The organism is Bacillus sp. TH50 (genome assembly GCF_016650565.1).
Lineage (GTDB): Bacteria > Bacillota > Bacilli > Bacillales > Bacillaceae_G > Bacillus_A > Bacillus_A mycoides.
Genome location: NZ_JAEKFM010000003.1, coordinates 280,900 through 293,335 on the forward strand (window position 1 = coordinate 280,900; position 12,436 = coordinate 293,335).

Sequence of the window (12,436 nt, forward strand, 5' to 3'; positions counted from 1 at the left end):
TTATGCTTAAAAAAATGGACAATCTAACTGGTCAACAGATTCCCACGATTTTTTTTAAAATTTTCTGTGGATTTACTATTTTCTAGTGGTACGTGTTTAAATGGATTCATTTCAACTTTTAATAGAGATGATGGTTCTATATATAAAGAAAAAACATGGCTACTTGGCAAGGTTTTTGATACATCAATATCTCCTACTTGTTTAAATAATTGCTGGGCCGCAAAGAAAAAGAAATTAGTTGGATTAGATTGTTTATTAAGCCAAGCAATCATTTCAGGCGATACTGATTTATTAATATTAATTTTCACTCGATCACCACGTTTATATCGCCTAGATCGCATACTTCCACCAACTAACTTATCGTTAAGTTTGTAAACCCTAACTCTTTTTGCTTATGCTCTCTATATTTTGGCGAGCATGTATATACTAATAACCCGCGAGCATTGGTGAATAACGGGTTATCTACAAAAATCACATTTTTCAAGCGTCCTTTTTGTTTCAAAATCATTTTTAAGCTATTTTTAATAATAACTGCGCCCCCACCATAAATAAATACATATGGATCGTCTTTCATATCATCAATTTTGTTAATAATATCCGTTGCGACACGTGCTGCTAAACCTAAAAATGCTGGCTGCGATTCCTCAACTAACAATGCATTTCTTGGGTGCTTTTCATTTAAATAAATTTGGTTAAATTCTGTAATGCTATCAATTGTTTTCGTAGGATATTTCCGATTCCATCTCGTAATAATTTGTAGTAACGTTTCTTTTACACCATATGATAATCCTTTACTTAATTGCGGACGGAAATTTACCCCTAATGAAACAACTTCTTCCGTTGTCCCCGCGCCAATATCAAAAGACAATAAAGTTTTATCTACAAAATCAATTTCTGAAACTTGATTTTGTTCACATTCTATTTTATGTTTCACAACATTTCCTTCCTCATCATATACAATCCCCCACGTCCCAGAAGCGCCTTCAGGTAGACATTTACAAAACTCAATAGAAACATTAATCGTAACATCGCGTCCATTTGGATAATGGAATATGACCTTGTGATTACCCATATACCGTTTCGCATTTTCAGCAGCAATTTCCTGTGTAATAAGTTGCATTGGAAGAGCAACAGATAAATCATAACGAATATTAATATGACTTGAAGTTGGACTTTGACGCATAGCACTTATCGCTAAACCTGAAAGGATTGTAATGACCATTAATTCATCAGTCGATTTATTTGATTTTTTCTCCACTTCAGTACCTTTTAATTGATCTTGAATCACTTTTTCTCCAACGATGTATCGTACATTATTTAACATTAGCGATGGAGAACTAATGGTCACATCAATGTGATTCTCTAATTCTGACGATGAAACTTCACCCTCATCTAACAACCCCGTAGACTCACCTATATATAAGGAATAAATACTCGGAATAAAAATAGGTTCCTGCCCTTTCACCATTAACTTCAAACCATTATTTCCTGCATCTGCACCAGCTTTTAAAAGAATAGACATAACTACCCCCTAAATTAATCTGACATCCCTTCCAAATATATGCGAGCCCATTCTTTTACATTCAAATGTAATTTAATTTTTTATTTATCCCAAAAATAAAAAATTATAAACACTCACTTCATATGTAAAAAATATTTGACATAAGACTTTTCCAATTTTATACTATGGATGTAAAGAGTTTTTTACAAAAGTGGAGGTGCAATTATATATTGAATACTAAAAAAATTATTTTTGTAATCATAACTTTATCTTTAATCGCTATACTTGTACATGGCACATACAAATACATAACTGAAGGTTCAATTTTGGGCGGGACTATTTTCGCTGCCTCTTTAATACTTAGTAATTTAATAAATCATATTACATGGGGAGATCCAAACGGAGTATCGGAAGAAAGTCAAGATGAGATGGGACAACAAATTACCTATAAAAGCTTTAAAATCGCGTATTTCGTGCTTGTAGGTGTTATGTTCCTTATATTACTCTGCTCGGAAGGATTTTCTATGGGTTCCAATTTGGATGGTGTAAAAAACCTTCCACTCTTTATTGCACTCTGTTCATCCTTTCTTATTTTCCCAATTGTTGAACTCATTGTCGCCAAACAATATAAATAAAAAAAGTGGTTTTCTAAATGCAGAAAACCACTTTTTTATGTTTAAATACCTTCTGCTATTGCTTTCAGCTTATTCACAGTCCGCCAGTTCCTTACTGTAGCTGGCGTATGTAATTTTTGAAACTGGTTCATTAGTTTAGAATTCCGAATGCTTTTTTTGAAAAATAAATACACTACTCTTCCTTCGATATGGCAATCTTCTATGTCACTTTTGTACATAAGTAACCGCTTACTGTCTTCTTCAGAAAGTGGATTAGCTAAAAAGGCCACATGTACACTTTCTCCTTCTAATAACGAATTGGTCTCGTAAGGACACTTTTTAATAATATTAATAAATTCATCATTTGCTCGTAACATGACTGGAACATTGAAATCAAAAACGTTCTTAATTTCACATTCAATTCGTTCCTTTAAAAAACTTATCTCTTCTTCTGACTCAAACACTACATTTCCACTTTGAATATATGTTTTCACTCTTTTTAACCCTATTGATTCAAACATTATTTTCAAATCTGCCATTTTGATTACTTTATGTCCACCTACATTAATTCCCCGTAGTAGTGCAATATAAATTGTCATATGATTACCCCTCACGTATTTAAATGCTTAACAATCGAATTGTTTTGCACCTTCATGCTTCTCGAATACTTACTTTAATACATCTAACATATCATGTACGGAAAATATCTCAAATTAAAAAACTTACTACATGATTTTTTTCAAGAGTAAGCTTTTTTATCTCATTATCTCGTTATAGGTAAATGTAATATGAATTGTTGTCCAATTGGTCCCATTCTTCTAAACCCTTTATATTGAAATCCAACTTTCTCATATAACTTTTGTGCCGGAATATTTTTTTCATTTACAGCAAGAATCACTTCATTTTTTACTGGATAATAATATTTTACAAAGTCTTGTAATAACGCCAATGATTTTTTAGCATATCCTTTATTTTGTTTATTGTGATTAATAGAAAAAGAAGTTAAAAGTATAGCATCCTTATTTTCTGTAAACTCCTGTACCCTATCACCTGTTTGTAATATAAATACACCGACAGGTACTCCGTTATAGTCTAAAATAACAACTACATTTTTCGTTCGATCATTTTTCGCTTTCTCCAGTAATTCACCTGGATTCGCCGTAAATTGAACTTGTTCACTTGGTAAAGTAAATGATTGTATTATCTCTTTATACTGCTCCTTATATGGAACTAATTGTATTTCCCCTGTATGTATGTTCATGCTTAACTCTCCCACTCCTTCAAGTTATTAACTTAAACCTTGCTGTGCTTTAGAATGCACTTTTCCATCCAAAAATGTTATTTTAGCAAATGATTTTGGATCGTTTCCTTTCCAAGCAAAAATTTGCTTAATTCGTGTAGAATGTTCTTCCCCTTCTTCTATGAGTAAATCCCCTTCAAAACCGATTAAATCTTTCACTTCTAAATAAGTCATTCCTTCATTAATATTTGAGAAATGATTTATATTAATGGTCTCTTGCTTTTTATTTTCCGTTATAGTAGAAGACATAGCTGTTTTCTTCTTCACTTCTTTCTTCTGGTCACACGCTGTCATACTAAAACCTATGCATAAACTACCTAATATGAGTGCGCTTTTTTTCATCATAACGGCTGTCCCTCCCCTCATTATTAAACCATATATTCCCTTAAAAATAAACTGAATATTTAATCTTAAAGAAAAACCCCGTACAATTTAGTACGGGGTTTTCACTATTTTTTCAAATGGTTATTTGACTGATCTTCTTGTTCTTTTCGTAGTTCTTGTTCTTCATCTTTTGGTAATTGTTTATCATTATCTTTAATCGGATTCGTTTCTCTATTTTCAATCATATCATTTGGAACTTGCGGCATTACTCGGCCAACAATTGCTGCTAATTCATCAAGTATACCTTCACCAGTTTTACCTTTTTTAATTTGCTTCCCTATTTGTTTTAGTCGTTCATACGTATCGACATCTGCAACAACGACTGCATTTGCACCGTTTGGGTCATTCTTCAAACTCTCTGCAACAGAATACTTAATTGACTCAACGCGAGTTCGATCAAGTTTCGCTTTCACATCAATACCTACAACAGCATACTTGCCAACTACTACTGCTGTCGCATCGTTTACACCAGGTATACTTGCAGCTAAAGATGCCAGATGATCAGCTGCTTTTTCATTTGGCTTATTTGAATTATTTGTATACGTAACATTTTTCATCGAGACATTTTTTTGTTCTGGCTTTTCATTAGGATTGTCTTTTTTTCCAATGCTACATCCAGTAATAACGAAACAAAGCATTAACATATATATAATGATTTTCATTATTTTCACCACTTTATCATTGATGTTTAATCATAAATTTTCTCAACAGCTTGCATCTTCTTCACTTTTTCTTCTGCACCGCTATTTGCGTTAATGAAAATTTGGTACGTATCTTTCCCTAAAGTACCAATATATTCATAACAAAGTACTTCATTATGCAAGTCATTTACTACTACAGCTTTACGTTCTTCCATAACTTTTACATCGGGGTTAATTTTCTTTCTCGCCTCAGCAGCGGTTAGCTTCGCACTCGGAATCGTTCGTTTTTGATGTGATGCTAAATATTCCTTTGCGGAAAAACCAACAATCGCTCCATCATCTAAAGCAATTTTCATTTGGATTGCTTCTGGATAAATACGCACTCCATTTTCATTTACAACGTACGTAAACACACCGATATTATCATATTGAGAACTATCAAACAGCTCCATATTTGTAAACTTGTGATCCTTTAAAAATGTTAATCCTTTACTTCCTGCATCATTTAAACTGATTTTTTGCTCTTTAATTTCTCGGTTGTTCATTACCCAAATTGGATATCCACCTTTTCCGGTAATATCCATATAATACTCATTGTTCGTTGCTGGATCTTGAATTTTCACACTGTAGAATGATTCTTTTGCACCTTTTCCACTTTTCTCAACTTCTACTTTTTCATTCCCTTTTAAGTTTAAAAATGATTTCGCGATTTTTTCCGCTTCCGCTTTCGAAATCGCCTTTCCTTTTGCTTCAAATCCGCCTTTTTTATTCTTTTGTGCACTTGTAAAAGTCGGTCCAAAGTTTGTGGACGAGTATGATGTTACATTCTTTTCTACCGTCTTTAATCCATCGATAATTGTGTTATCTGCTGGATCTTGGTTTGACGCAAGAGCCATTTCTACATCCATCCAACGAAGATTATTTTTCAATACAAGATGCTGCACTTTTCTCAGTTCATCTTGTATATTTCCTGCATTTGAATATAAACCTTGTAACGTTTTATATTCTTGATCATTTAACGGATCTTTTTCTAAATCACGAACCGCTGCACGATAACTAAAATCACCGATTTTCGCAAGGAACTCTTCCGTTTTATTAAATGGCATTAATGTTAAAGGTAATTGTCCTACATCAGAACGAGCCTCTGATGTTAAACGCCATACATCTACTAAAGCTGGCGATAATGAGGAACGTGAATTCATCGCCAGTGTTGTTCCAATTTTATCGTGTAATAAATCAACTTCATATGCTAAATCATGAAACGCACGCTGATAACTATTTTCTGCTCGAATTAATACTGCATTTTTCTCTTGATGCTCTTTATAGCCCCAATAGCCTGTTCCGACTACACCTACTGTTAACAATACGATGATAATACCTCGTAACATGTTTCCACCTCCGCTCTATTTACAGAAAATATGCTTACCAATTTTTTTAATTTGTGGACGAGTCCAAATCCATTTACTTGTCGCAGTATCTGGGTTGAAATAATATAATGCATTCCCAGTTGGGTCCCATCCATTGATCGCATCTAATACGGCTTTTTTCGCATTTTCATTTGGCGTTAAATATATTTGTCCATCTGCTACTGCTGTAAATGCTCTCGGCTCAAAGATTACTCCTGAAACAGTATTTGGAAATGATGCACTTGTGACACGGTTTAAAATAACCGCAGCTACTGCAACTTGTCCTAAATACGGCTCACCACGGGATTCTCCGTATACAGCGTTTGCCATTAACTGAATGTCATTTTGAGAATAACCGTTTGGAACATTTGTCCCTGTACTTTTTGGCGGCTTATTTTCCTGTGTACCTCCACCACTGTTCCCTTTATTAGCGGTCGACTTATCATACTTCGTTGCCTTTACAAGCATTTGCTTCGTTTTAGCACCCGCTAAACCATCAACTGGCAATCCGAATTTTTGCTGAAAGTTTCGAAGCGCCCAATATGTACCCCATCCAAAAACACCATCAACTTTCCCCGTATAAAATCCGTTATATTTCAAACGAGTTTGCAGTTCAATGACATCTTCTCCAGATGCCCCTCTTTGAATCACTTGATTAGAAAAGGCTTCTACATTTTTGGTTTGTATACTACTTACCATTAACGATAGCCCGATAAAGACAAGCAAGATCGCTATTTTAAAAACAGCTTTTTGACGCATGTATTTCCCTCCTTAATTACGGAAATGATTTCATGGTTATGTTTTGTAAAACCCTCGCTTTTATGTAAAGAAGACAAAAAAATCCAAACTTATATGCTTGAAGAAATATGTAAACAATATACAAAAAGAATAAAAGGAGCTTATTATGAAGCGATTCTTCGTACGTACAGCATTTATATTTTTTTTAATAACAACATGTTCAAATATATATACCGACCCATCTATTGTTCACGCACAGCCGCCATATGCAAAATGGGGTAAACTAGCCGTTGAAAAAACGAAAGAACAATATCCGAAAGCTGAGATTATCGATTACCTTCATATAGGTAGACAACCAAAAACTGTTCAAATAACAGTTGAAAAGTTTAAATTATGGCTACGTGAGGGTGGAAAAGAGTATGGTGTTTTTGTGGATGTAGAGTTTGATACGAAAACAGAGGAATTTTTAAAGATGTCCTTTCAGAAGACAAGTCGGTAAAACAAAAAACCTCCGTCTTTACATACAGACAGAGGTTTCTTTATGTACTTCTTCCTTAATAAGGAGGATTATTTTTTATATGCAAAGATCGATTCCCTAACATTTTTACTAATCCGCAAATAGCTCCAATAACAACGGATATCCCTATACTATATAACAATACTCTCCCATATCCACCTATTCTCGGATCTAAAAACGGATATGGGTACCAATTCACGAATGGCCCGCGTATTAAGCTATAGACAACATATAAAAGCGGGAAAACAAGCCAACTCGCAGCCTGTTTCAATGTAATGGTCTTCGTAGGTGGATTTATAACCCAATCTAAAATCATCGCTAACGGCATGATGTAATGAAGCACAGTATTTACCCACGGTATCGGTGTTTGAAGTGACTCTTCTAATCCCCTTAATAACAAAAAATAAATAAGTCCTGTTGTCAGTATGTATACTGTAGCTGCGCCGCGAAGAACTCCAAACTGCTCGGAACGTCCAAATAGGGCTGTCCCCAAGCTACTAAATAGTAGAATTACCGCCACTAAAATATTACTTTCAATTGTGAAGAAACTAAAAAAGTTAACTGGATTGAACGGTTTCACTTGTGCCCTTGTAACAAATTGAGTAATAAGTGCACTAAACGCTAGAAGACTTAATAACAGTCTATAAATCGCTATCATCTTTGCACTCCTCATAAAACACCTCATTTCTCTTCTTACTTATAATCGGAATTCTCTTTTATGTGCTCTATAAATAACTTTAATGGTACGAGGCCACGTTTTGGCATGTGGCTACTAATTACAGCTACGAGCTCTAACTGCGGAATGATAATAATGTATTGCCCTCCGTATCCCATAGCAAAATATATACAATACGGTATGTGAAATCTTTCGTTATTTAATACCCACCAGTGATATCCATATGCTCCGACATGTTCATACGTTTCGAATAGAGCTGTATTTAATTCTTCTAACCATTTCGATGATACAATATCATTTCCCTTCCAATATCCATTGTTCAAACATACTTTTCCTAACTTTAATAAATCTATAGATTTCATTTTCATACCGAATCCGCCAACATATATACCTTGCGGGTCTTGTTGCCACTCATACTCCGTAATGTTTAACGGCTCAAATAAATACTTTTTCGCGAACTGCTCCGTCGACATTCCAGTTGCTTCTTGAATGATGTAACTAAGTAAATGAGAAGAGCCTGAATTATAATTCATTTTCGTACCCATTTCTTCAATGAGCGGCTTTTCTAAAATGTATTGCACCCAATTGTCTGATTCCACAAAATCATTCGGGAAAACAACCCCATTTCCGAACTCTTTCCAATCTTCTCCTGTTGTCATCGTTAATAAATGATACAGCGTTAGTTCCCTCTTTTCCTCCGGCACATTGGGAATCCATGTTGTGATTTGTGCATGTATATTATTTATAAATCCTTTATCAATTGCGATACCAATTAATATTGATACGATACTTTTTGTAATCGAATTAATTTTAAATAAGTCATTTGCACAGTCTATCGTTTTATAGTACTCAGTCGTTAATTCCCCCTTTTGATAAACAAGAAATGTATTAACCTTTTTCTTTTCAAATTTATTTTGTAATTGCTCGAAATTCAAGAAATCTTCCTCCATCTAAATGGTTATGTAATATTTGTAGTTCATCTCGTTCTCTCTATTAAATCATATTTGTTATTAAAACAAAAAAATAAACTTGCCAGCATTTAATAGCTGACAAGTTTATTTTTATAATTTCGTTCGAACGTTCCAAAGCTCTGGGAAGAAGCATTGATCAAGCACTCGCTTTAAATAAGATACGCCAGAAGAGCCACCTGTTCCCATTTTATGACCAATAATTCGTTCTACCGTTTTCATATGACGGAAACGCCATTGTTGTAGCCAGTCTTCAATATCGATTAATTTCTCTGCAAGCTGATATAAATCCCAATATTTCTGCACGTCCGCATATACTTCTATCCAAGCCGCTTCTACAGTTGCATCCTCTTCGTAAGGCTGCGTAATATCACGATTTAACACATCTTTATGAATTGGGAATCCTTCTTTAACAAGCGCTTGTATCGCCACATCATACAAACTTGGTGCATGAAGTGCTTTATGAAGACGAGCATGTAATTCTGGGTCCTTTTCATAAATCTTTAATGCATGTGGTGTTTTATAACCAAGTGCATATTCAATCATTCGATATTGATACGATTGAAAACCTGAAGCCTGACCAAGTGAATCACGAAACTCAATATATTCTGATGGCGTTAATGTCGCAAGAATATCCCAAGATTGAATAATTTGCGACTGAATTTTTGATACACGTGCTAACATTTTAAAAGCTGGTGGTAATTTATCTTGTTTAATAGATTCAATTGCAGCATTCAATTCATGTAAAATTAGTTTCATCCAAAGCTCACTCGCTTGGTGGATAACGATAAATAACATTTCATCATGATGATCTGATAATCTTTGCTGACTAGATAATAAGCTATCTAGCTGTAAATACTCTCCGTACGTCATATTCTCCTTAAAATCCGTATGAATCCCTTTTTCCATAATTACCTTTTCATTTTCTTTCATATTAGCCAAACGCCCCTTTGTGTTCATTTCTACTTATATTGGTCTAATAACAGCTCGAACTGGACTCCCATCCGCATCTGTTAATGCAAGTGGTAATGCAATAAGTTCGTAATCGCCGTCTACTACGTGATCGAGTACGATATTTTCTAAAATGTGAATTCCATGTTTAAATAATTGATGATGTGCTGCTAGTTCTTTATCATCTAAAGGATCAACAGAGGGTACATCTACCCCAATTAAACGAATCCCCTTACTTGATAGAAAAGGTGCAATATCAGCACGTAAATACGGGGTTTTTTCTGGGAATTCTTGTGCTTTACCATGTGAAGATGTACGTAATAATAATCGCTCTACACCTTCTAATTTAAAACGTTCTAATTCCTTTTTACCGATACTCTCCAGCCCTGACACATCGATAATTCGTGCTGCGCCTACATATACGTGTATATCTAAATCTAACACCTTATTACCGTCATTATCGAAATGAAATGGTGCATCAATATGAGTACCTGTATGGATACTCATCGTTAACTTTCCGACATTTACTGAACCACTGTCTTCTTTTGACCATGAAACTTCATACGAGAACGGTGTATCCCCTGGCCACGTCGCGATATCATTATTTAACGGTTGCGAAATATCAATCCACTGCGATGTTTTCATGCTTACGCCACAACCTCTCGCTTATTTTCAAAGTTTTTATATTCTTCATTTTTCATAATTTTCTTTAAGATTTGTACAGAGTTCCATACTTCCTCATACGTATTGTATAAAGCAACAGGCGCAAGTCTAACTCCATTTGGAGCTCTAAAGTCTGGAATAACCCCATTTGCTTTTAACGCTTTACAAATACGCGCCGCCTCAGCATGTTCTAAATAAATATGCCCGCCTCGTTTTTCATCCTCTAATGGATTTCCAATTGTAAATTCAAAGCCTTTTAATTCATGTTCAATTAAATCAAGCATATATCTCGTAATATGTAATGATTTTTCACGTAACTTTTCAATACCAGCTTCTTTAAAAATTTCAAGAGAACCGATTAATGGTGCAGTACTTAATACGTGAGGTGTCCCTATTTGATAAGCTCCAGCATGGTCAGCCGCAGTTAATGAATGCTCCATATCAAATTGCTTATCTTTTCTAGAACTAAACCAACCAGATAATCCTGGGAGTCTATTAAAGTGTTTATTATTTACATAAAGGCCTGCAACACCACCAGGACCTGCATTTAAATATTTATAATTACACCATACAGCGAAATCTACATCCCACTCTTTAAAATGATGCGGAATGGAGCCGATTGAATGGCATAAATCAAAACCTATATGAATACCACGTTTATGAGCTTCAGCTGTTAATCGCTTCATATCAAGAATTTGTCCACTTCTATATAGTACAGAAGGCAATAATATTAAAGCGATATCATCGGTCATCGCATGAATAATATCATCTTCAGAAAGTGTTCTTCCATCTCGGCTTTTCACTCGTACTAAATGTTCATCTGGATCTAAGCCTTTTAAACGAATTTGACTCTGAAGTGCATAAATATCTGACGGAAAAGTTAATTCATCCGCAAGAATTTTTGTTCGTATTCCTTTTGGCTCATAAAACGTCGCAATAACTTGATGTATATTCGCAGTCGTGGAACCGGTTACAATCGTTTCTTCCGGTAAAGATCCAATAAGAGGTGCTGTCAATTCACCCAATTTCTCCGAAAGGAAAAACCATGGATGCTCACCTTCAGTCCATCCATCAATCCCAAACTCTTTCCATGAATCTAGCAAGGTAAGTAACGATTTCTCTGCTCTTTTTGAAAGCAACCCTAAAGAGTTACCATCTAAATATATTGTTCCTTCTTTTTTATAAAATTCAGATTGAAAATCTTTCAGTTCATCATGTTTATCACATTCAAGCGCATATTCATAAGTTGGTTGAAATGGTTCTTTATACATGGTGTCACCTTCTTTTAATTTTCTTTTTATTCTAACTAATTGAAATATATCACTTAAGTTGATATAACGTCAATGATATTATGTCAGTTGACTTTATATACGAACTTCTTTTACAATACAATTATATTTTCAGATATTTCAGTATAAAGAGGTGATTCCTTGAAAAATTCTACTCTTTCAACAAGAAAACACCGCTCCTTAGAAACAAAAAAGAAACTATTACATTCCGGTTATACTATGTTTATAAAAAACGGATTTCAGAAAACTACAATCACGCAAATTATTAAACATGCAGAAACTGGTTATGGAACAGCATATGTATATTTTAAAAACAAAGATGCTCTCCTCGTCGTTTTGATGGAAGATGTTATGAATCGCTTTTATGATATTGCTGATCGCTCTTTTTCCCCTCAAACAAAGGCCGAAGCACGAGATATGATTCAGAATCAAGTGCGCGCTTTTTTACAGTTAGCACAAGAAGAAAGAGCTATATTACAAGTTGTTGAAGAAGCAATAAGAACCTCAAAAGAAATACGTCAAAAATGGGATGAGATTCGCGAACGCTTTGTAACACGGATTATACAAGACATTACTCATTCCCAGGAAAATGAATTAGTACGAACTGAGTTAAATAAAGAGATTGTCGCATGCGGCTGGTTCTCTATGAATGAAACGTTTCTTTGGACAATCGTGCAAAATGATAAAGAACTAGAATTAGAAGAAATTGTACATACTTTAACGGTAATGTATACGACGGGGTTATATAAATAGCACATTATAACCTCAATAAACCGTTACTCAATATG

15 protein-coding genes and 1 pseudogene are annotated in these 12,436 nt (G+C 34.5%); 3 read left to right on the forward strand and 13 right to left on the reverse strand.

The features are described from left to right. Positions 1-6: 6 nt before the first annotated feature. Positions 7-341 (reverse strand): annotated as a pseudogene (locus tag JFU23_RS01415) (hypothetical protein). Between the two features lie 11 nt (positions 342-352). Next, positions 353-1,522 carry a ParM/StbA family protein gene (locus JFU23_RS01420; protein WP_002013097.1) on the reverse strand — a complete coding sequence of 390 codons (1,170 nt, stop codon included), beginning with the start codon at positions 1,520-1,522 and terminating at the stop codon, positions 353-355. 209 nt (positions 1,523-1,731) lie between these two features. Between JFU23_RS01420 and JFU23_RS01425 the strand changes: the two genes are divergently transcribed. Beyond that, on the forward strand, positions 1,732-2,136 hold the full coding sequence (locus tag JFU23_RS01425) for a hypothetical protein (protein ID WP_012261049.1): 405 nt from the start codon (positions 1,732-1,734) through the stop codon (positions 2,134-2,136). Between the two features lie 41 nt (positions 2,137-2,177). Here JFU23_RS01425 and JFU23_RS01430 read toward each other — a convergent pair whose 3' ends face one another. From JFU23_RS01430 to sleB, 6 genes are all read right to left on the reverse strand, one after another. Further along, the gene (locus tag JFU23_RS01430; RefSeq protein ID WP_201031159.1) at positions 2,178-2,714 is read right to left on the reverse strand and encodes a DUF1697 domain-containing protein; all 537 of its coding nucleotides are present in this window, start codon (positions 2,712-2,714) and stop codon (positions 2,178-2,180) included. Positions 2,715-2,878: 164 nt separating this feature from the next. Next, positions 2,879-3,376, reverse strand: coding sequence for a GNAT family N-acetyltransferase (locus tag JFU23_RS01435; RefSeq protein ID WP_201031160.1), 498 nt, complete (start codon positions 3,374-3,376; stop codon positions 2,879-2,881). 27 nt (positions 3,377-3,403) lie between these two features. Further along, complete coding sequence (locus JFU23_RS01440; protein WP_201031161.1) at positions 3,404-3,760, reverse strand: hypothetical protein; 357 nt, start codon at positions 3,758-3,760, stop codon at positions 3,404-3,406. Between the two features lie 104 nt (positions 3,761-3,864). Then, positions 3,865-4,461, reverse strand: coding sequence for a YhcN/YlaJ family sporulation lipoprotein (locus tag JFU23_RS01445; protein WP_201031162.1), 597 nt, complete (start codon positions 4,459-4,461; stop codon positions 3,865-3,867). Positions 4,462-4,487: 26 nt separating this feature from the next. Next, positions 4,488-5,828 carry a germination protein YpeB gene (gene ypeB / locus JFU23_RS01450; RefSeq protein ID WP_201031163.1) on the reverse strand — a complete coding sequence of 447 codons (1,341 nt, stop codon included), beginning with the start codon at positions 5,826-5,828 and terminating at the stop codon, positions 4,488-4,490. Positions 5,829-5,843: 15 nt separating this feature from the next. After that, positions 5,844-6,605, reverse strand: coding sequence for a spore cortex-lytic enzyme (gene sleB, locus JFU23_RS01455; RefSeq protein ID WP_085311475.1), 762 nt, complete (start codon positions 6,603-6,605; stop codon positions 5,844-5,846). Between the two features lie 145 nt (positions 6,606-6,750). On the opposite strand from sleB, the gene JFU23_RS01460 reads away from it, so the two are divergent. After that, on the forward strand, positions 6,751-7,083 hold the full coding sequence (locus JFU23_RS01460) for a DUF3889 domain-containing protein (RefSeq protein ID WP_002032720.1): 333 nt from the start codon (positions 6,751-6,753) through the stop codon (positions 7,081-7,083). Between the two features lie 55 nt (positions 7,084-7,138). On the opposite strand, the gene JFU23_RS01465 is transcribed toward JFU23_RS01460, so the two are convergent. From JFU23_RS01465 to kynU, 5 genes are all read right to left on the reverse strand, one after another. Then, positions 7,139-7,774 (reverse strand): Pr6Pr family membrane protein, encoded by a 636-nt coding sequence (locus JFU23_RS01465; protein ID WP_085311477.1) that lies wholly within the window; start codon positions 7,772-7,774, stop codon positions 7,139-7,141. A gap of 20 nt (positions 7,775-7,794) precedes the next feature. Next, positions 7,795-8,712 (reverse strand): serine hydrolase domain-containing protein, encoded by a 918-nt coding sequence (locus tag JFU23_RS01470; RefSeq protein WP_201031164.1) that lies wholly within the window; start codon positions 8,710-8,712, stop codon positions 7,795-7,797. 126 nt (positions 8,713-8,838) lie between these two features. Beyond that, positions 8,839-9,678: a tryptophan 2,3-dioxygenase gene (kynA, locus tag JFU23_RS01475; protein ID WP_044444363.1), complete on the reverse strand. Its 840-nt coding sequence runs from the start codon at positions 9,676-9,678 to the stop codon at positions 8,839-8,841. Between the two features lie 33 nt (positions 9,679-9,711). Further along, the gene (gene kynB, locus JFU23_RS01480; RefSeq protein ID WP_201031165.1) at positions 9,712-10,341 is read right to left on the reverse strand and encodes an arylformamidase; all 630 of its coding nucleotides are present in this window, start codon (positions 10,339-10,341) and stop codon (positions 9,712-9,714) included. Positions 10,342-10,343: 2 nt separating this feature from the next. Then, positions 10,344-11,630, reverse strand: a complete 1,287-nt coding sequence (gene kynU, locus JFU23_RS01485; RefSeq protein WP_002168240.1) for a kynureninase — start codon at positions 11,628-11,630, stop codon at positions 10,344-10,346. A gap of 159 nt (positions 11,631-11,789) precedes the next feature. On the opposite strand from kynU, the gene JFU23_RS01490 reads away from it, so the two are divergent. Further along, positions 11,790-12,401 (forward strand): TetR/AcrR family transcriptional regulator, encoded by a 612-nt coding sequence (locus tag JFU23_RS01490; RefSeq protein WP_002136674.1) that lies wholly within the window; start codon positions 11,790-11,792, stop codon positions 12,399-12,401. Positions 12,402-12,436: the final 35 nt, after the last annotated feature.